We start from the raw sequence: 20,679 nt of genomic DNA on the forward strand, positions 1-20,679 counted from the left end.
CCATCAGGAAATTGACCTCATAAATGTCTTAAACCCAAAGATCAGAGATGCTGTTCTGTGGAAGAAAGCCGTCTGTGACGCAATGCTGCGTTTGGAGTCAGAAGGGCGGTTGTTGAGAACAGACAGCAGTTACAGGGATGCTCGGTTTTTGCTCCAGACTGAAGTTGCCAGGCTCGATGGCAGTGATTTCGAGAACAACGGCGCCAAACGGTCAGGCGATATCATGCAAACACGCAAGCTTCCTTGCGGTAAGACCGCTTTTAAAATGTTGCGCAGGTATATTAAGAGCGGCTTTGATCCTCTTTGTTTCGTTCCAAAGACCAGCAAATCGGGAAACCGAGGCTTGCGATGGTGCCATGAAACCGAAGCAATGATTTCGCGCGTTATCGAGATCTATGGTGACGTACAACGTCCAACAAAGAGTGCCGCAATCAATGAGACGATCGCGAACATCAAAGCCGAAAACCGATCGCGGCAATCGGCAGGGCGGGAGCATTTGCACATACCGTCCAAAAGGGCTGTTGCCGAGAGGCTGGGCCGGGCAGATCCATACTATGTTTATTCAAAACGCCACGGCATCGCGGCCGCCAATAGAAAGTACAATCTGTACGAAACCGGCGTTGACGTCGTTTTTCCTCTCGAACGCGTTGAGATGGATGAGGTCAAGCTGGATGTGATTTCCCTATTGGCCTCGATCGGGTTGCTCGAACATTTGACGCCAGAAAGGCGCAAAGCGTTAGAACGTGGCAGGCGATGGCTCTATGTCGCCATCGACTGCGCCACCAAGGTTATCGTTGCGATGAGGCTTGCAAAGGCGCCGTCTGCCGAAGATGCAATTCTCACCTTAAGAGATGTTTACACCGACAAATCTGCGATTGCCGAAGCCTGCGCATGTACCATGCCTTGGAAGGAGCATGGTGCGGTCGGCGTACTTGTAACGGACCACGGATCGGCGTTCATTTCTTTAGAATTTCGCGCTGTTGCTGCCTCTCTTGGTATCACGTTGCACTATCCTCCTGGTGGGCTCCCCTGGATGCGCGGCCATATCGAGTCCTTCTTTCGAACGCTGGGTCACCAGTTAATGCCTTTGCTTTCTGGTAGAACTTTTTTCAATCCTGTCGCACGCGGTGACTACCCATCAGAACAACTAGCTTGCCTAAGTGACGATGATCTCATCAAGATTCTTGTGACCTTTGTCGTTGATATCTATCACAACCAACCGCATGGGTCCCTAAACGGTGAATCCCCTCGCGACTGTTGGGACCGGCTCGCCAAAGAAAAGCGAATGCTTGTGTTGCCAGACGGGCATGTCATGCGAAAAGCATTCGGACACCCGTTTGTTGAGCGAAAAATTCGTGGGGACGGTGTTCGCTTTGCCGGACTCAGCTACAACTGCGACGCTTTGAAAGAAGCGTTCAAACATAGCTCTGTGCGTACGGTGGAGATTCGTGTTGACCTAAGGGATTTAGGTTGGATTTCCGTCAAAGTGGCCGGGAAATGGCACGCAGCAACAGCGAACCAGTCGGGCTTCGATGGAGTATCTTATGATGCGTATAAAGAAGCCACACGTACACTTCGCATCAAGCATCAGCGTCAAGCCGAACTGAGCCAAGAGATGGTTCAGAGCGCATTCAAGCGCATTTCAAAAACAAATCTCGCGGCAATGGCGAGAATGGAATTGACCCCCTTCCATGTGAGCAAGGAGGAAATTCTGAGAAACGAGGCGACGTTGCACTATTCGCTGCGTTCCCCAGCTGAGCGATCAAAACTCACAAACATCAGCAGCGACCCTTTGGCTGACGGAATTGAAATTAGCTCAATAGGAACGCAGGCAGAAAATAGAGCCGCATACCAAAAATCTGACAACGATAAGGGTCAACGCAAATCGACATGGGGGTTCGACGATGAGTGATCACGCCAAAATCGCCGAACGCATTGCTGAGCTACAGGGATATTTCTTTCGGCATGAAAGGTTCCTCCCATTGGAACAGCAGTTAACGCTTCTGATCGAAAAGAGGTTGGTTGATATTCGATCAGCCCGAGCACGCGAGGCCCATGGGATCGCGCTTTTGGGTACTTCGGGAACAGGCAAGAGTTGTGCAATTGCGCAGCTCATAACCAAAATGCATACAAAATTTGGTCAAGATAAACTCACCGATCAAGCCATTGTCAGTTTGCGCGTGCCTTCCCCCGCTACTTTGAAATTTGTCGGACATATGTTGTTGCGAGAGCTCGGCTATAACCTCTCTGCAGAAAGGCAAGCGTGGTATATCTGGGACCTTGCCAGACATCAGCTTCGCGAACGCGGTGTTCTTTTTTTGCATTTAGACGAAGCACAAGACTTAAGCTCGCGCGGAACAAAGCACCAACTGAATTCGGTTGCATCCATGCTCAAGACGTTAATGACCGATGGTGACTGGCCTGTCGGCATTCTCTTATCTGGCACACTGGAACTGGGCGACATTCTAAACCATGACCCACAGCTGGCTCGGCGAATGGATACGGTCCGTTTCGATCCTCTATGTCTGGCCGCCAACACGAGTGACGTACAGGAATTGGTCGCGGCCTATTCTTCGCGAGCAAGTCTGACACTGGCAAACGAAGCCGTTGACCTTCGTTTTGCGGAGCGACTCATCCACGCAGCGGCATTTCAGTTTGGCCTCGTAATCGAAATCACAATTGCGGCAATCGAAGCAGCCTATTTGTCTGGCTCAACAGTCTTGACCAAGAACCATTTTGCTCGTGCTTTCGAGGTTAGAACCGCCTGCCCAGATGCGTTCAACCCTTTCATCGCGGATGACTACTACAAAATAGACGCACGGCGAGTGTTTGGAGGGATGGTGACATGATCGACGTCAGGACTGCTTTGCCGCTTTCGGTTTCGTATATTGAGTTTGAAACTGCCACCTCTCTAGCGTCGCGTCTGGCTAGGAGAAACGGGGCGCCGTCTCTTCGAGCTTTTTGCGCGGACATGGGAATTGACCTTGCACATCTGAAGGCCGGACACCCCGTCGAAGTTGGTCGGTTGGCGTTACTAGCCGGGTTCGATCCAGCCAAACTCAGAGCTGCTACACCGGAGAGAGAGTCTGCGACCAGGCTAAAGTTCCACGGGCAACGCCTTAAGTTTACCGCGTTCACCAGATCCAGAGTTCGAGTCTGCCCACTGTGCATTCGTTCAGAGCCAAACACGGATCAACATCGACCTTTTCACAATGGGATTTGGCAACTTTCTTCAATCAAATCATGCACGATCCACCATTGCATCTTGGTTGAAATACCACCCCCAAAACATGGCAAGCAAACCTTTGACTACAGCAGGCTCCTCGATGTATTCCGAGCGCCACCGCCCGAATTCGTCGACCCGATTCACCAGTCGCTAGAGAGATATCTAATCTCCAGATTGCGAGAAGGCCGTCAGGGCAGCTGGTTGGATCATCTGGAATTCCATGTAGTAGCTCAGCTTTGTGAGAATTTCGGTGCCTTGCTCCTGTTTGGACCAGATTACAACAGAGCAAAGAAATCGGAGCAGCAATGGCTTGAAGCGGGTGCTGTCGGATACAATGTTCTTCGCTGCGGCAAAAAGGCTTGGTTTCGATCTCTGAAGCGGCTGCAATCCAATAGCGCACCCCAGAAAATGACGTACGGATCTTTATACCGTAACTTCTTACGATGGCTCCAAGGTCGCGCAAATGACCCTAGTTTTGATCCTGTGCGCAGGATTCTAAGCGAATTCATCTGGTCAAATTTTCCAGTTTCAAAAGGAGCACTTGTTCTCGGCATACCTTGCCCGGAACAAACCATTCATTCGATTTCCAGTGGCGCTGCTGAATTTGGCATTAAACAAAGAATGCTGAAACACCAGCTTTTGAAGCGTGGATATGCCAAACAGGAGCCCAATTCGAAAAGATTTATACTGATGAAATACCCTAGCTCAGAACTTCTCTTCCAGATTGCACAAGAAACATCCACGAACATCGGCGGCCGTGAAGCCGCAGAAATGCTGGGAGTGGACTATAACGTTTTGAGAAAACTCGTAATCGCTGGCCTTGTCAGACGGGAAGGTTTGCTAGCAAGAAACGCGCCATATTTTGATCCTCGAGACATAGAAGAGTTTCTTAAAAGGCTGCGTCAACAGCTGGATCGAGGCGAAGAGTTGAGAGGTGATGAAATGTCATTAACCGAAGCCACGTTGCCTTGTCAGTGCTCCACGAATGAGCTTGTGCGCATGATTCTGAACCACGATATTCCTTTGGTTTCCGCCAATGAGGGTGCAAAAAGGCTGCCAGATCTGCTGGTCTCAATTTCAAGGCTGAAGCAATGCATCGGCACGACAAAAAGCGGGGCTCTGACCCTGTCAGAATCCGCGGAAATCTTGAAACTAGACACTACAACCGTAAGCAACTTGATGAGTGACGGATTACTGACCCCTGCTCTCACAAAGGGCCGATCGTCGCAAAGATGGAAGGTCGTCGACGCGGCTTCCGTAGCCGAGTTCGGAAAAGCGTATGTCTCGGCTAAAGCTTTGGCAGCGGATCTCCAACGGGACGTATCCAATATGTGTATGGAGCTTTACAGGCAGGGTGTCGAGCCACTGGCAATAAACGGAAAAAACCGCATAGTATTTCGCCGACGCGATCTACACTAAGTTTATACATGTTCTTGCAAACCAGCGTATCGCTGGCTTTTTCTTTGCCATTGGGAGGAAAAACTATGCTGCCAAAAAGGAATGTCAGGTGCAGCAATCGAATTACCGCACATTGATTTCATTATGCTTTTTCGGGCGAAAAAGGAAAACCTTTGAGGGTCGAGCCAACAATACAACTAGGTAGCAAGCATTAGAGCGGTGTGACACACAGGTGTGACACAAAATGAAGCTGCATGCGTACCTCTCACTGTCCCGACACGGCATCTATTACTTCCGTTGGCCACTGCCCTACACAAGACCAAAACCCCACACTAGAGCAAACACCAAACGTAGGTCTCTCCGGGTGTCGTTGCGTACTAGATGCCCTAAAGAGGCTGGTACTCTTGCACGGCGTCTTGCAGTGTGCGGCGACACAATAACAAAGCACATAGAAGTATCGGGCAAGGCCTAAGACTACCCTGGAAGTACTACCCCAAACCCATCGCAATCAAGGGCAATAATACACCCGACATGGCTATCGATACACCCATCGGATAGCTGGCTTTTGGTCGCAATGCGAGCCAGCGACATTCCGGAAATCCAATTATCGAGCGGCTAGTGATCACAAACAGCATGCCCACGACCATGGACATGGTGAAAGTGTAAAAGAACAGCAACAGAAAGTAGCTGGGCACAAACAATGTCAGCGCGGCGATTGCCTTTACGTCGCCTCCACCCCACAGGCGCAGCGTGAAACCAAGAAAACCAACGACAAATACGCCGACGCCGAAGACCGCGCGGTATACCGTCTCGTGGAAGGATAGAAACACGGGCGCGGAGAGGACAAAAGCGGCGAGCATTATCAGCACCAGCTTATTGGATATCCTGAGGTTCTTCAGGTCATTCCATGCCATTGCAGCCAAAAGCGGAGTAATGACGATCAAAGGGACGAACTGCGCGACTTCAGGCGACATATTCGCTACCTGCATTCAGCGATTGGCGCTTGACCATCGGGGTCAGCAAATCATGGATCAATTCGGGTTGAGATGACGTTTCTGTTTTGACGTAGATATTGCGAAGATGCGTACGCAGTGTCGAAATTGAAATCGATAACTCGGACAACAAGGCGTTGTTGTTCAATCCGCGCGCCAATAACAGGCAAACCCGATATTCCGAGCGACTCAGCCGACAAGGGTTGTCCATAGACAAAATGCCTTTTGGTTCTTTCTTGATAAGCTTTCGGCGCGTGTTTTTCAGCTTCGCTTCGGAAAACCGACCAAGAGATCTTTTCTTCCAGCAATCCGACAGAACAGGGCCCAAAACGCTCAGAATATCTACCACGGCCGAAGAGATGGGGTGGCTGAAATGCAATTCCAGAAAGTCGGCGACACCATTTTGTCGTTCCAGCAGAATGGAAACTGACTCGGAAAACCTGCGGAATGCATAGAACTCTGACAGATGTTCGTATTCGGACAGGTCATCCTGTCCACCGAACCAAGCCGACCCCAGTTTGGCCCCGCTCATGTTGTTTCCGCAAATGGCAGGCGCGATGCAGAAATCGAAACCGCTGAAACTGTCCGGTGTCTGGTGATTGGCGTCGTAGCTCAGCACCTTTGCCGCATGCTGGTCGCCTTGCAGGTCCACCCGGCTGATTGAAACGACTTCCGCATCAATGGCGCGGGCTGTTTCGTGCAGCGCATTTAGCAGTGGAACTTTCCCCTGTGTCGCTTGGCAAAGGACAGCCACGACTTTTAGAAGTTCTGATGTTGGTGCCATTGCACCGGGCGCGAAACGATGCGCCGAAATCAAACTATTCATACCGTTTAACATTGACCGAAACCCGATCAACCCTCTCGACAAACACCCCCACCCGTCGATTGCGTCTCGATTTTTTGTGTGGCCGGACTCCACTTAACTGCTTATAAGCTTATTCCTTTTCACCTAAACTGGGCAAAATCTGCCAAAACTAGACGCCCGTTTGTCCTCGATTTAGAAACATGACCTGCCCGAACTCGCGATTACCGCGGATCCGGGCGCGAATTTTACGCTCCAAAGCCACGGAAGTATCGAATCATCGAAGGTGCGGCGGTAATGATGATCAGCGTCGGCAGCATCAGCGCAGCCAAAACAGCGGACATCTTTACCGGTAGCTGGTTTGCCAGTTCCTGCGCCCGTGTTTCGCGTGAGTCCCGCATTTCAGACGCATAGGTGGTCAGAGCTTCGGACATACTGGTCCCGTAGCGTATGGATTGCTGGACAACAGTGGCAAAAGACTGGATTTCATCAACCCCTGTACGCCGCGCCATGTCAGACAGCGCAGTTGCGCGGGGGCGTCCGGCCTGAATCTCGTGCTGGGTGTTCAGAAACTCAAACGCTAGGTCAGGGGAGGCCAGCGCCAGTTCGTTCCCGACCCGTGTCATAGCGGCATCAAAGCCCAGCCCAGCATGAAGCGAGATCTGCAGCAGGTCGAGAGCATTTGGGAATGCATCGCGGATACGCTGCTGACGTTCTTTGCGGCGATGCTTCAGCCAGGCCGCGGGAACAAAATATCCGACGGCCGTCAGCAAACCGATAAGCTGAATAGCGTTGGCTTTGCTGATGGATTCAAAAATGCCCGTAATCGCGCTGGGAACAGGGATGCCAGGCGTTCTTGAGGCAACGATGAGCAGACCCACAATCATCGGCACGAAAATCCCAAGCCAAACCCGAGTCAGTGTGTAGATCCGCAGGGCATTTCGACCGGTCAGCCCGGCTTGAATCAGCTGATCCTCGATCTTGCGCCGCTCAGCTTCCCTACTGGGCAGTGCGGCCTTAAAAAGACCTTTAGGGGTGACGAGAGTTTCGCGCAACAGTCCACGGTCATTGCGGGCCTCATACCTTTGGGCGCGCAGATTGGCGATACGGACAGCCGCTGGATGGCGACGGCTTAACGCCGAGGTTACGGCGACGAACACCAGCAAAACGCCAAGACCAAAGACGGTCAGCAGAATTGTTTCGGCTGGCAGCCCGAAACGAAGCGACATAATTTCCAGAATATTTTCCATGAAATTGCCCTCAGATACGGAAATTGACAAGTTTGTGCAGGATGATGACGTTCGAGACCATCAGAACGACAACCAACACTGCAAGTTTGATGAATGCGGGATCGTCACTGACGTCGGTGTAATATCCAGGCGCGTTGATCGTCATTAACCCCATGATCACCAGCGGAATGATCGACAGAAGAAACCCGGACAGGCGCCCTTCTGCGGAAATGGCCTTGATCCGCGCACGCAATGCAATGCGCCGTCTGACCACGGTGGCCAGAACGGACACGATCCGCTCCAGATCGCCACCAGTGCCGTGTTGGATTGCCATGCTTGCCGCCAGGTACTGTGCATCTTCCGAACCGACCCGGTCAGCAAAGTCCTGAACTGCGTCGGGCAATTCATCGCCAAAACTGATCTGGTCGAAAATGATGCCGAACTCGGACCCGATAGGGTCTTGCATCTCGTCCGCGACCGCTTTGATCGAGGTGTTGACCGGGTGACCAATTTTCAGGCCACGCGCCATCAGCTCTAGCGCATCGGGCAACTGACTGGTCAAAGCTTTTTGGCGTTCAGCCTGCCGCGATTTCACCACCAAAGCAGGCATAAGCACACCCAGGATGAGTGCGATCGGGGCTGCCTGCCAGGGCGGCAGAAACATCATACCGGCGATTGCGATCGCCAAGGTGCCAAACAGGCAAAGCAGCACAAAATTCTTCGCTGAAACATGCAGTCCCGCCTGAACTAGCGTATCCGGCAAGTTCCCAAAAAACGGGATCTTTGCAAAAAACCCTGTCTGGGTCTCGGGAAGCAGCAAGGCGAGCCGATCTTCATCGGTAACGCCTTGCCGGACCATGCGCATTCGGCGATTGCGAGCCTCGGCGTGGTTTTCACCGCGACGGGCAAAGTGGAACACACCGGTAATCAGCATGAAAATTCCAACGAAGACGCAAGCCAGCGTCAGATAGTTAAGAAGTTCGGCTGTGTTAATACTGATCATGCCTCAGCCTCCTGATACTCGGAAAGTCTCGGGTTCGAGATCGACGCCAGCAGCTGTGAGCAAGTCATAGCATTTTGGACGAATCCCGGTGGGAACAAACTGACCAAGCACTTCGCCGTTTTCCGCGCGTCCCTTTTTCTGGAACACGAAGATGTCCTGCATGGTGATGATCTCACCTTCCATCCCGGTTATTTCCGAAATGCTGGTGACGCGGCGCGATCCATCCGCCAACCGCGACAGATGCACAATAAAGTGCAGCCCCGACGCGATCTGGGATCGAATGGCTGCGGCGGGAAATTCGATACCCGTCATCGTGACCATCTGTTCCAGGCGGCCCAATGAATCGCGCGCCGAGTTCGCATGTACAGTCGTCATCGAACCATCATGGCCCGTATTCATGGCCTGAAGCATGTCGAAAGTCTCCGCTCCGCGAACCTCACCGACAATGATCCTGTCGGGGCGCATACGCAGCGCGTTGCGCACCAGATCACGCTGAATGACCTGGCCGTCGCCGGACGGAGATGGCGGGCGTGTTTCCAGTCGCACAACATGCTCCTGCTGAAGTTGCAGTTCTGCTGCGTCTTCAATGGTGACTACACGCTCGCCATGGTCGATATACGAAGACAAAGCGTTCAACATCGTTGTCTTACCCGACCCCGTCCCGCCGGCGATCAGAACGTTCAGTCGCGCGTATACCAGCGATTGCAGGAACCGTGCGGCGGCGTCGTTCAGAGCGCCATTTGCGACCAGCTTTTCCATCGTCAGCTTCGACTGGGCGAATTTTCGAATTGAAACACTGGGACCATCAATCGAACAGGGGCGGATGATTGCGTTGACACGGCTGCCATCTTCCAGCCGGGCATCCACCCAAGGCTGCCGTTCATCGACACGACGCCCGATCTTGCTGACGATCTTGTCGATAACCCGCAGCAGGTGCTTTTCATCGCGGAACCGCACCGGCACGCGCTCCAGCAGGCCAGAGCGTTCGACATAGACCGTCTGATAACCGTTAACCAGAATGTCGTTGATCGTTGGATCGGCCAGCAATGGCTCCAATGGGCCAAAACCCAGAATTTCGTCCAGAAGTTCTTCGACGATGCGGTTGAAGTCTTCGGTATTCAGCGGCCTGCCGGTTTGGGACAACGCACCGCCAACAACCCCGGCGACTTCGCGCCTCAGCACGTCTTTCTCAACCTTTTCGATCACCGAAAGGTTCAACCGTTCCAGCAAAGCCTCGTGCAAAGTGCTTTTGAGCTCAAGCCAGTCGGCCAGTTCGGTATCTTCTGCTGTGGTCTCAGGCTGAATTTCTTGGGCCAGTTGCTCTGCATGCTGGTTAAGCTGGATTACTTCGGCCTCATTGGTTCGCCCGGCGCGTGTAAACTTTTCAAACATCCCTTAGACTCCAATTAGGCTGCGTTGTTTCTCAGGCCGGTTTTGCCGACCATTGTTTCATTCATGATTTTCCGACCCATCAAGCGGATCGCCTTGGACAGGGCACAGCTGCCAGAGGCCTGCGATAGCAACTGACCTCGATCCAGCGCCTGTTTTGCGTGGCGCGCGTCGCTGGGCAGCCAGAAGCGTAATTCGCGTTCCAGCGCCTTTTGAGCTTCGACATGTTGGCTTGACCGGAATGTCGGTTTCGTTTCCTGGCTGATGACGATCTCAACCGGAGGTTCGAGCCGCTCTTTTGTGAAGAATTCAATCAAACGGCAGGCTTGGCGCACCGAAGAGACCGAGCTGTCACCCACCATCAGCATCCGGTCTGACGCAGCAACAACTGCGCCCAGCCAATCGACCAGCACACGTGGCAGATCGATAACAACAAAGTCGAATTCCAGACGCAAAGTCTCGATCAGCGCGCTGACCTGTTCGCGTGTCAGAACATCCAGAGGAATGAATTCTTCGGGCGCGCTCAGGACTTCCAAACCGGATGCATGTTGCACCAAAGATTGCTGAAGGAAAGTCCGGTCCGGCATTACCCCATCCTGGGCCATTCTCAAAAGCCCCGAGGAAGGCTGCAAATCTAAGGACGTCGCGACCGTGCCAAATTGCAAATCCAGATCTACGACAGCGACCTTGTTTCGCGTCCTTTTCCGGAAGATGCCGGAATAACCCTGCAATTGGTCCGCCAGGTTGATGGACAGTGTCGACGCGCCGATGCCTCCACGGGCCGGGCATACGCTGATAATCTGCCCCAGTCGCTGCGGTTGCGGCGCATAAATTGTCGGCAGCAAGGATTTGTCGACCGTCAGACGCTGAATCTGTTCGGCCAGTTCGTCCTGCCCGATGGGATAGGGCAGAATCTCATCTACTCCCGATTTGTTCAGCGCACGCGCTTCGGTCAATGAGATGTCACGGTCGCTAAGTGCCAGCAAGGTGCCGCGCGAACCGGTGCTACGACGAAGATCGCTGACAGTTTCCAGATCCAATTCGCCTGAAAAGCTGAACACCAGCAGGTCATTTTCACCCATCAGATCACAGGCGCGACCGTTTACCGAAGATAAGGTCCCGAAATGTGTCTCTAGCGAAAGATCGTCGAACCGGTCGACGGCCTGGGCGACTGAATCCTTAATCGCCTCATTATCAGAGATTAGGGCTAATGATTTTTGAGTCATTTTTCAGCTCCCATGATTAGAAATTCAACCGTTGACTCCACTGGCGAGGTCTTCGCCAGGAAGGGTTGCGCTAAAGTCGGAAAATATTTTGAAGCCCGTTGTCGCGGTGGTCAGCGCATCGGTTTCTGGCGTTGAGCCGCCCAAAACCAGCGCTGCTATCGAACCCAACGGAGAGACGAACCGGAACGGAAGTTCTTCGATTGTCACTGTGACCATCGGTACATAAGGGCCACCCAGGAAATTCATTTCCGGGTCGAAGTCGTAAGTGAACGTGATGTTGCTTTCGTCAAAAGTTGCGGTGGGATCGTTGGGAACGGCAAACTGAAGCATGTTCCAGATGTCGGTCACGGTGGTCTGGGCAGCTGCATTCGTGGGGGCCGCACCGGTGCATATGGTGGTGGCCGGTTCGACACAAACGCCGGATGCGAAACTGCAATTGGTTCCAAACCGCGGGCCCGTGATATCGGTATAGGTGCCTCGGCTGTTGGTTGTCGGAACGCCGCCACATGCGGGTGGCATCACTGCAGCCATCCGAGCGGCGACCTGTGCTGTTTTTTCAGCAGCAACATAGTGGAAGGCCAATCTGCCGAAATCTATCAGGCCCAGGAAAATCAAAAGGAACAACGGCAGGACAAAGGCAAGCTCAGTAACCGTCGACCCATCTTCGTGACGGCCAAGTCGCGACATTTCGCGGGTTATCTTGTGAATGCGGCGGGTCATGGTCCAAACACCCGGCTACGATCTGTGATGGTGGTTTGGATCTGCGCCGTCGCCGAACCTCCTACTAGTTGGAACAGGGGCGTAAACGGCAGATTTGAAATTGTCAGTGACGCGGTCAGTACGGCAACCGGTGTGGGCGAAACGCGGTATTCACCTGCGTTGCCAACGCATTCGAGGGACAGCGAGTCCAGACCAACAGCAATGTCAGTGGTCGAAAGCGATGTCAGAGTGGTTGAGACAGCGGTTTGAAAATCGCCGATAGCAGCGCTTGGCGAGGCAGTGCACAGGTCCGACGGGGCGATCCGGCCAACATAACGGGCAGTGTCCCGAACCCCCGTGATCGCATTTTGATAGGACCAGAAAATCCGCCCCCCTTCGACGATCAGGGCAAATGTCACTAACAGGATTGGTAAAAGGATCGCAAACTCGACCAACGCCGCGCCAGACTGGTCGTTGCGGAACCGGCTAAGGGTATTGCTGATATGATGGGATGCACCAAACATGATCATTACTCGTAAAGCTGAACTAGATCGTGAACGATGCCGCCGACTCCGGCGCCGCCGATGCCATTCGATACGGTCTGAATGACCTCACCATAGATGACCGCGTTCGCACCGGTGCTGCCGGATTCCGAGGGGCGGATCAGAAACATCTCGATGAAACTTGTCACCGGAATGGCACCCGACCCGCCGTTCAGCTCATCCTGAAAAGTCGCACAATCGATACCGGCGACGGTGATGACACGACGCGTGGGATCGGCACGACCGGCAGAGGGGGGTTGGCACGAAGGCATGCTGCTTTCTGCTTTACCACCTGCGGTCAGGATAGCTTCCAGAGCGGCCTGGTTGGTAACCTCTGCATTGTAGATGTCATAGCGGGTGCCACCGGTCGGGAACCAAGATGGAATACCGGTTGGAAGAGGACCGCTGAAATCAGCGCCGTAGTTGATGGTAAGATACTCAGTAAGCCCGGTAGTAAAGACGCCATTTCCTATGCGAGGTGTCGGGCAAGTGCCGCTGGCAAAACAATCGTCAAGTGGCAGCCCAACGGTCGCGGCCGGATCAAGGACCCCGTTCGCGTCATAGGTGGGCGACAGCTGGCTGGTGCAGTTGTTTCCGTTACTCGCAGTGATCCAACCGTCCAGGACATGTGGAGAAGAAGCAAAATTGTCGACATCGTAGCGCGAGCCGTTTTTGAACTGCCCGGCGCTGGATTCAAACCGGTCGAAACGTGTGTTAAAGCCAGCCACCATGTTGCCCACGCTCAGACCCGGTCTGGTTTCAACGGCTCTTTGGCTGAAGCACATGGATACAGCGCGCGATGCGGCCAGAGCACATGAATCTTCCTGACCGTTTGGTGCAGGTTCGCAGGCACCAGACGCGTCGATGGCCAGATTCTGATTAGAAGACAAAAAACCAAAGTTTCCGGGACCCCAATGGCCATTGCCGCCCTGACTTACCATTCTGATCAACTGCCCTTCGGTTAGATCGAGGCTGGGCTGCGGCAGGCAGATGAACATGGGGGTGATGTCGCAGGCCATCAAGGTGAAGCCTGCTACGGCATCGGCGTTGACGCTGGAGAAAGGCTGCGCATTGCCCAAAAGAGCTGCCGCTGCCGCCGCCAGCGGAGTGCCGACCTCGTGCGTGTCGACGGTCACCCGAACAAATGCTGCAATCGGCCCGCTGGCAGGATCGGTCGAATCCAGCAATTGCGCGGGTTGAGCGGGATCAGTCGCAGTGGTCGGCGGGTTTTCGTAAAACCGCAGCTGGTAATCCGTTGCACCGGACAACAGCTGATCCTTGTTGCGAATGCCAAAGCTTTGACGGTCGCGGATCATGTTTGCAGCCGCATTCGTGGCGCGGGTGATTGAATCCGGGCGACCATCAAGTTCCCCCGCAGCCGCAAGGGCAACATTGTCCGCAAAGCTCTGCAATTCCGACTGAGTGGTGGTCACCCGACCAATGTCGAATGCAAGGGCGGCCATTCCGACCATCACCGACAGGGCCACCGCAACAAAGACCAGGATCGCGCCGTCTTCGGAGCTACGGAATTGGCGTATGAATTGAGCGAGGGACACGGTCGAAACCTTCATTGGTCGATTCAGTTGATGATGGATTCTGTCACTTCGGTGCCGCGGCGGACCCGGACTATGGTTTTACGCACCGGTTCTTTGATGTCCTGCGCAACAACCGGCTCATCAATCAGAAGATCGTTAAGTCGCGTCATGGTCAGCGTCTTGTCCTCGGTGTCATCAATGGACCGCAAGGTGAGGCTCAGCCGACCGGCACGTTGCGCCAGAGCAAGGCGCTGGACCTGATCCGGGGTAACGGCAACAGTAACCGTACGTGCAACAACGGGTTGGTCGGTCTGTTCGTCAGATTCCTGATCAACACCAATGACCCTGATGTTTTGCAAAATTGTGACGGCGTGCATGTCTCTTTTTTCGCCAGTGGTCATTACTACATCGACCCGATCACCGGGGGTGACAAAGCCCCCGACGGCGGTTTCGGCATCAACCTCAATGGCCATGGCGCGATGATCTGCGCCCAGCGTCTGAACGATGGTGACCTTTTCACCAAAGTCGGACACCTTGCTGTTCAGGATCAGTTCACCCTGAGTAATTGCGCGACGAGCGCGACGGGACGGCATGCTGGCCTCCGCAATCAGGTCGTCGTAATCTGTAAAGACGCCCACGGGTACAGCACCACGGGGCCAGTCAATGGTTGTCAGCGCGCCGGGCTCGATTTCTTCACCAAACGAAATATCGCGCGATGCAACGACCACGCTCACCATCTCGCTCTCGGCCTCGACATTTGCGGACTGAGCGTCAAATTGAATGTAATCCCGAGCGACGTAAACCGACCCTCCGGCTACGACCAGGCCCGTCAATGCAGTGAAAATGGCAGAGAGTCTCATCTGGTGCTCCTTCAGCTATTTCCTGGCGTTTTTCGAATGAACCGATCTGAACGGTTGCACTTTGCCAGCGGATCAAAAAATTTATCCTGGGCGATAAGCACGCGGAACTGGGTGCACCGCGTGCTTTGTCTTCATTAAGGAATCAGGGTTTCCGCGTTGGTGAACTGACCGTTAACGTCGGCGCCCAAAGCGGTCAGAGTGGCCACTGCAATCGCCGTGACAATGGTCAGGGCGACGCCGTATTCCACGATGGTCGCGCCGCTTTCGTCGCGTGCCATGGTCTTCATCTTTACATAAAGCTTCAACATTTTACTCTCCTAGTTAACTCACTAGTTACTCATGGATGCCGCCCAAATTCGCGGCGTTCTAACCCCCCCATACGGACGGAGCCTTCCACAAGGTTAGGTCCCGCCATCAGGGCGCCGCATCCTCCAAACCACGGAGAAATACACGTCAAGATTGTAAGATTTGGCAGTTTGGCCGGTTCTTTGCCGCAAATTGGCCCGATTCCTTAACGGAATCTGAATGGCCAGATTTGTGATTCTTTCTCAACTGACGGGCCGGCAATTACGGTGCCAGGCGGCTTTGCTGCACAAATGGACCGAAGGATTCACCTCATGAATCCAGTATGATAGCCGAGAAACACGACCCGTTGGACCCGGACGAAGTGCAAGACCGGGAACTGGCCTTCGTACAATACCGCATTGAAAGAACGAGGATCGCTTTCGATCTGGTTTGATCCTGAGATGGATTGGACACCGCCACTTTCAGCCAGGCGCGGCCGTCACCAGAGTTTCAGCGACGCCGTGATCCAAGCGTGTCTGACCCTGTTCTGTTCGGGATGCGGCTTAGGCAAACCGCAGGCTTCGTGGGCAGTCTCTTGCGGCTGACTGGCTTGTGGACTGAGCCGTGCCTGATCTCAGTGCCCTGTGCCGCCGTAAAAGAACGTTGAACGTGAGCCTTCCGTATCGTGGCGGATGCGGCCCGCTGCATCTGCTGATCGACAGCACCGGCATCAAATCTGAGGGCGAAGGAGAAAGAAATTCCCGCAAGCATGGTAACCCCAAGCGGCACATTTGGCGTAAAATACACGTAGGCATCTACGAGGAAACACTGGAAGTGCACGCCGTTGAAGTTACCACAAGCAACGCCGGACACGCGCCATTACTTCCCGAGTTATTTGATCAAAACCACTAGATCAGAACATCGGGTCAGTGACCGCAGACGAGGCATACGACGCGCGCAAATGCTACGGCGCGATTGTCGCCCGCAATGCCCACGCCATCATCCCGCCACGCAAGAACTCCAAGCCATGGAACCCCACATCCGCCTGTGCCATTGCCCGAAAGGAGGCGGTCACTGCATCTCGATACCCGGGCCGCGCTATCTGGCAACGGTGGAGCGGGTATCACCACTTGCAGAACGGCACTGCTGACGCATTCGAGTGGCGTTGCTATTCGCCATCTGCAATTGGTGGCAGCAAGTCCGCACCATTTCTTAGCGGGTCAACTGGAACCCTCGATGGAGTGTGCCGCGCGCAGCCTATTTATGTAGCGACGTGAGAAACGTATTCGTCCGGCGAATAAATATCCAAGATGTTCCAATGTCCGGTTGTTGGCGTCGGGTTGTTGATCATCGGGACATCCAAAACCGTTGGCTTGCCACTGGCGATTGCCGCCTCCAATGCGGGCAACAACTCGTCAGCAGCGCTGAGCCTGTGTCCTTCTGCACCATAGGCCCGCGCTATGTCGGCATAGCCCGGCCCGTTTGCGGGCGCTTCGGCTGATCCGGGGAAGGTCGTTCCATAGGTCAGGCCGTAATGCGCTTTTTGCAGTCCTGCGATGGTCCCAAACGCGTTGTTGTTCATCACAAGCCAGATGATGCCCAGATCAAGTTCGACAGCTGTTGCCAGCATTGACGGGTTTTGACCAAACCCACCATCGCCGACCAGGCTAAGCACCACCCGATCAGGTGCCGCCAGCTTCGCGCCGATGGCACCCGGAGGTCCAAAGCCCATCGTGGCGAACCCGCCCGGTGTCAGGATCGAACCGGGAGTCAGGATATCGAACTGTTGCCCAACTCCGTTCTTGTTCCATCCAACATCAGTGGTGATGATGGCATCTTCAGGCAGTGCCTTGCGGGTATCCGCCAGAATACGCTCAGGCATCATCGGAAAGGCAGATGAGATCGCCATTTCCAAGTTACGCGCTTTGAAGTCCGTCCGGAAATTCTTGATCTGCTGTTCCAGTGCGGGGCGGTTGAAACCGTCCGGATACATCTCGCGGGCAACGCGGGTCAGAACTCGCAGCGCGGCCCTGGCATCCGCAACAACGCCGATCTCGGTGGGATAGTTCCGGCCGATCTCTTGCGGTTCGATGTCGATGTGAATGACTTTGGATCCGGGAATGTTGAACGTGTAGCCGGGATACCAGCTGGAGCAATCGGCCTCTTTGAACCGGGTACCCACGGCAAAGATATAGTCCGCGTTCAGGCAGGACTGGTTGACCAATTCGGTGCCCCAAAACCCGGTCATGCCTAACACTAGCGGATGGTCGTCCCGCAACGCGCCTTTACCCATCAGTGAATGCGCAACGGGCAGCCCCATATGTTCAACGAACTCGCGCAATTCCTCACTGGCTTGTGCCAGAAGAATACCACCGCCGACATAAGCGACCGGGTTTTCGGCCTGCGCCAGTGCTTCAATGATTTCACGCGCGGTTTCATCGTCAATTGACGGTTTCTTGAGCGCGCGCGTGTTGTCGCGGATACGGTCGAAGCTGTCTGAGGGGATCACTTCCGAGAAGATATCCATGGGCACGTTGACCAGTACCGGTCCAGGCTGGCCGCTTTCGGCAAGATGGAATGCTTTCTCCAGGATTTCGGCCATCAGGTCTGCGCGATCCACGCGCCATGCACGTTTGACAAAGGGGCGATAGATCTCCCACTGGGCAGCGTCCGCGTGCAGATTCACCTCCTGATGCGGATGCTTGCCGTAGTAATGCGTGGGAATGTCCCCCGCGATAACCACCATCGGGATACAGTCAAGCGCCGCGTTGGCGACCCCGGTGGCGCAGTTTGTCAAACCTGGGGAGAGGTGAGACAAGACCACCGAGGCCTTGCCCGTCACGCGGGCATATGCATCCGCCGCATGGCTGGCGATTTGTTCGTGTCGTACTGTGACGAAATCGATGGGGCTTTCCGCCAGCGCAGCCAGAACCGCGATGTTCGTGTGCCCGCAAAGGCCAAATACATGCTTGACCTCACGGCGTTCGAGAAAGTCGACGATATGTTCGGCAACGGTTTTTTCGTCCAGTTTCGCTCCGTCCATTACGCGACCTCCTGTCCGTAGAATTCACCGAAGAGGTCCGGTTCCGAGGGGCGATCCTCGGGGATCGGGCGGCTGACCCAGGTGTAGTTCATCATGTGTTTCATGGTGACGTTTTCATTGGTGATGTTGCCGCCCCAGATGCCGCAGCCCAGGCTGCTGGTCATGGGCATGCCATTGGTCCAGGCACCCGCGTTGGCCTTGGACTGGGGCTGCCGCACCATCATACGGCTGACCGGGGCCAGACGCGCGAGCCGATCGATATGATCGTCATTGTGGCTGTAGATGCCGCAGGAATGACCCTTGCCCCCGGTGCTATAAATCTGGCTGACCGTTTCTAGCGCGTCATCGAACGTGTCGAAGTGGTAAAGCGCCATCAATGTGGTCAGTTTTTCCTTGGAGAACTTGTGCTGCGGCCCGATTTGTCCCTGATTTTCAACCATCAGAAACTTGCGATCTTCGGGAATGCTAAAACCGGCGACCTTGGCCGTTTGCTGCGGCGGGCAAGCGATGGTCGGGAACGTGCGGCTGCCCTTTTCATCCCACATGGCGGCTTCGAGCATGGCCTTTTCTTCATCAGAACACAGGTACCCACCTTCGGCCTCAAGCGCTTTGACCATATCGTCGTAAATCGAACGCTGGATAATGATGTTACCGTCGGCCGAACATCCCGAGCCAAAGTCAGAGGTCTTGGAGATGCGAGTGTTCTGCGCGGCGATGTCCAGATCGGCGGTCTCATCGATGACAATGGACGAATTGCCCGCGCCGACGCCATAGGCCGGACGCCCTGAACTATAGGCCGCTTTGACCATCGGCTTTCCACCCGTTGCCAAAGTCAGATCACAAATCTCCATCAGATGTTGCGTCAACGGGATCGACGGTTTGCGGATCGACTGGAACAGGTCTTCGGGGGCACCGGCGGCACGGCAGGCTGCGCGCATGACCTCGACCATCTCAAAGGTTGTATGGGCGGTTCGCGGGTGCGGGCTGAAGATGACGGCATTCCTGGCGTTCGCGGCGGACACGCCGGTCACCGGTGGTGTCATCGCAGGATTGGTCATCGGGATCAGAGACGCGATCACCCCGGCAGGTTTGGCATATTTAACCAGGCCCTTTTCTTCGTCGACTTCGACGATACCGGTCGATGGCGTGCGCAGGACATCGCGCAGCACCATGTGAATCTTGAACCGCTTTGCCGGACGTCCCGCACGATCTCCGATACCGCTTTCGTCCACGCCTTGCTGGGCCAGGCGGGTGAAGGTTTTCTCGTTCCCCGCATACCACGCGATGGCTTGAGACAGGCGATCCAGCCTGCGCTGATCCCAATCCTCGATCTCGGCCATGGCAGCGTGCGCGCGTGCCAGCATATCGGCCGCCATGTTGCGGTCGTTTTCAGTGAGCTCTTTGCCCATGATAATCCTCTTGGTGTTTTGGAATTTCTGCATCGGGCATACGGCGCTGTGACCGCGCCTCGCCGAATGTTCGCTTGGCGTGGCTGAGACAGCGACGCGCGTGTTCTTCATATCCCAACTCGGCAACGCGGCTTTGGTTGGGCAGTTCAATAGAATAGTCGACGGGCGGCATCCGTTCGATAATGCCGGTGAAATCGATCCATCCCTCTCCGGGATAGAGCCGCGCATCGCGGGCCAGTTGGATCATGCCTTCGCGCGTGTCGGCGATGCCGGGCAAGCAGTCGGAGATATGCAGGAAGTGAAACAGGTCTGAGGGGACGTGCAAAAGTTCTCCGAGATCAACGCGACTGAGGTGCAGATAGAGCGTGTCGACCAGAATACCACCATTCGGCTGATCAGAGGCGCGGACAATATCCAGCGCCTCATCCAGAGTACGCAGACGGGAAAAGCTTGGGAACTCCAAATCCACCGTCAGTCCATAGGGTGCTGCCAGTTCGCAGGTCTCAGAATAGACGTCGATCAGAAAGTCACGATCATCGCGGGTGTTTGTCCACGCGCTCATGATCATGCGTTTGGCGCCGAGTTCCCCGCCGATTTCCAACGAGCGCTCAAAGCTGCGCGGGTCCACATCTTCGGTGATGCGCGCAATCTCAACATCAAGGACTTTTAGGCCGGTTGTCGAAAGAGCCGTCTTGGTGGCCTGCACCTGCGCCTTGTCGATCGGGGATTGGGTGAATTCGCCGGGCACATGCATCGGAATGAACCGAGGGCTGACGGCATCGTAACCGGCCCGCGCGGCGATATAGACCAGCTCGGGCGGCGTACAGCCAATCAGCGTCAGATGCGCCAAGGAATAGAGAGAGGGGCTTGTGCCAGCCTCTTCGGGTTTCACCATGAACGACAGCTCCACGTGTCTGCGAATCTAAAATTCATCACACGTAGTAAAAAATATCTGATATTTTTTAAAATATCAACTTTTAATACTGGGCAGGAAATGAAAATGCCCGGGCAATAGCCCGGGCGTGCTTAACCTTCGTATTG

The 20,679-nt window shown here is 54.6% G+C and carries 17 protein-coding genes and 2 pseudogenes; 5 read left to right on the plus strand and 14 right to left on the minus strand.

What is annotated here, in order from left to right; genetic code table 11:
* Positions 1-148 precede the first annotated feature (148 nt).
* The 4 genes and pseudogenes from ACR0MQ_RS19230 (at position 149) to ACR0MQ_RS19245 (ending at position 4,645) form a co-directional block, all read left to right on the plus strand.
* On the plus strand, positions 149-1,912 hold the full coding sequence (locus ACR0MQ_RS19230) for a transposase (protein ID WP_480610191.1): 1,764 nt from the start codon (positions 149-151) through the stop codon (positions 1,910-1,912).
* Positions 1,905-2,849, plus strand: a complete 945-nt coding sequence (locus tag ACR0MQ_RS19235) for a TniB family NTP-binding protein (protein WP_480610193.1) — start codon at positions 1,905-1,907, stop codon at positions 2,847-2,849. Before ACR0MQ_RS19230 ends, ACR0MQ_RS19235 begins: the two co-directional genes overlap by 8 nt.
* Positions 2,846-3,256 (plus strand): annotated as a pseudogene (locus ACR0MQ_RS19240) (TniQ family protein); the annotation flags it as partial. The gene ACR0MQ_RS19235 and the pseudogene ACR0MQ_RS19240, both read left to right, overlap by 4 nt.
* A 171-nt stretch (positions 3,257-3,427) precedes the next feature.
* A complete protein-coding gene (locus tag ACR0MQ_RS19245) occupies positions 3,428-4,645 on the plus strand; it encodes a hypothetical protein (RefSeq protein WP_480610221.1) in 1,218 nt (405 codons plus the stop codon).
* A gap of 467 nt (positions 4,646-5,112) precedes the next feature.
* Here the strand turns inward: ACR0MQ_RS19245 and ACR0MQ_RS19250 are convergent, their stop codons facing one another.
* The 11 genes from ACR0MQ_RS19250 to ACR0MQ_RS19300 all read right to left on the minus strand — a co-directional run bounded on the left by ACR0MQ_RS19250 (position 5,113) and on the right by ACR0MQ_RS19300 (position 15,209).
* The gene (locus ACR0MQ_RS19250) at positions 5,113-5,598 is read right to left on the minus strand and encodes a prepilin peptidase (protein ID WP_480610195.1); all 486 of its coding nucleotides are present in this window, start codon (positions 5,596-5,598) and stop codon (positions 5,113-5,115) included.
* Positions 5,588-6,442 (minus strand): helix-turn-helix transcriptional regulator, encoded by an 855-nt coding sequence (locus ACR0MQ_RS19255; protein ID WP_480610197.1) that lies wholly within the window; start codon positions 6,440-6,442, stop codon positions 5,588-5,590. The genes ACR0MQ_RS19250 and ACR0MQ_RS19255 overlap by 11 nt, the downstream gene beginning before the upstream one ends.
* 224 nt (positions 6,443-6,666) lie before the next feature.
* Positions 6,667-7,668, minus strand: a complete 1,002-nt coding sequence (locus ACR0MQ_RS19260) for a type II secretion system F family protein (protein WP_010443529.1) — start codon at positions 7,666-7,668, stop codon at positions 6,667-6,669.
* A 10-nt stretch (positions 7,669-7,678) separates the two neighbouring features.
* Positions 7,679-8,650: a type II secretion system F family protein gene (locus ACR0MQ_RS19265; RefSeq protein WP_480610199.1), complete on the minus strand. Its 972-nt coding sequence runs from the start codon at positions 8,648-8,650 to the stop codon at positions 7,679-7,681.
* Between the two features lie 3 nt (positions 8,651-8,653).
* Positions 8,654-10,042: a TadA family conjugal transfer-associated ATPase gene (locus ACR0MQ_RS19270; protein ID WP_170547190.1), complete on the minus strand. Its 1,389-nt coding sequence runs from the start codon at positions 10,040-10,042 to the stop codon at positions 8,654-8,656.
* A 14-nt stretch (positions 10,043-10,056) separates the two neighbouring features.
* A complete protein-coding gene (locus tag ACR0MQ_RS19275; protein ID WP_170772184.1) occupies positions 10,057-11,265 on the minus strand; it encodes an AAA family ATPase in 1,209 nt (402 codons plus the stop codon).
* Positions 11,266-11,289: 24 nt separating this feature from the next.
* Positions 11,290-11,985 (minus strand): TadE/TadG family type IV pilus assembly protein, encoded by a 696-nt coding sequence (locus tag ACR0MQ_RS19280; protein WP_170772186.1) that lies wholly within the window; start codon positions 11,983-11,985, stop codon positions 11,290-11,292.
* Complete coding sequence (locus tag ACR0MQ_RS19285; protein WP_480610201.1) at positions 11,982-12,488, minus strand: TadE/TadG family type IV pilus assembly protein; 507 nt, start codon at positions 12,486-12,488, stop codon at positions 11,982-11,984. The genes ACR0MQ_RS19280 and ACR0MQ_RS19285 overlap by 4 nt, the downstream gene beginning before the upstream one ends.
* Before the next feature lie 5 nt (positions 12,489-12,493).
* Positions 12,494-14,062 carry a pilus assembly protein TadG-related protein gene (locus ACR0MQ_RS19290; protein WP_480610203.1) on the minus strand — a complete coding sequence of 523 codons (1,569 nt, stop codon included), beginning with the start codon at positions 14,060-14,062 and terminating at the stop codon, positions 12,494-12,496.
* Between the two features lie 23 nt (positions 14,063-14,085).
* Positions 14,086-14,901 (minus strand): Flp pilus assembly protein CpaB, encoded by an 816-nt coding sequence (cpaB, locus tag ACR0MQ_RS19295; RefSeq protein WP_010443522.1) that lies wholly within the window; start codon positions 14,899-14,901, stop codon positions 14,086-14,088.
* Between the two features lie 134 nt (positions 14,902-15,035).
* Entirely contained in the window at positions 15,036-15,209 is a 174-nt protein-coding gene (locus tag ACR0MQ_RS19300) for a Flp family type IVb pilin (protein WP_010443521.1), read from the minus strand.
* A 396-nt stretch (positions 15,210-15,605) separates the two neighbouring features.
* Here ACR0MQ_RS19300 and ACR0MQ_RS19305 point away from each other — a divergent pair.
* Positions 15,606-16,313 (plus strand): annotated as a pseudogene (locus ACR0MQ_RS19305) (IS5 family transposase); the annotation flags it as partial.
* Between the two features lie 134 nt (positions 16,314-16,447).
* Here the strand turns inward: ACR0MQ_RS19305 and ACR0MQ_RS19310 are convergent.
* Genes ACR0MQ_RS19310 through ACR0MQ_RS19320 form a run of 3 tightly spaced genes read right to left on the minus strand, consistent with a single transcriptional unit; the run spans position 16,448 to position 20,533 of the window.
* Complete coding sequence (locus ACR0MQ_RS19310) at positions 16,448-18,229, minus strand: thiamine pyrophosphate-binding protein (RefSeq protein WP_480610205.1); 1,782 nt, start codon at positions 18,227-18,229, stop codon at positions 16,448-16,450.
* Entirely contained in the window at positions 18,229-19,638 is a 1,410-nt protein-coding gene (locus tag ACR0MQ_RS19315) for an aldehyde dehydrogenase family protein (RefSeq protein WP_480610207.1), read from the minus strand. The genes ACR0MQ_RS19310 and ACR0MQ_RS19315 overlap by 1 nt, the downstream gene beginning before the upstream one ends.
* Positions 19,619-20,533, minus strand: coding sequence for a sugar phosphate isomerase/epimerase family protein (locus ACR0MQ_RS19320; RefSeq protein WP_170772197.1), 915 nt, complete (start codon positions 20,531-20,533; stop codon positions 19,619-19,621). The genes ACR0MQ_RS19315 and ACR0MQ_RS19320 overlap by 20 nt, the downstream gene beginning before the upstream one ends.
* Between the last annotated feature and the right edge of the window lie 146 nt (positions 20,534-20,679).

This window comes from Ruegeria sp. AN6 (assembly GCF_056540425.1).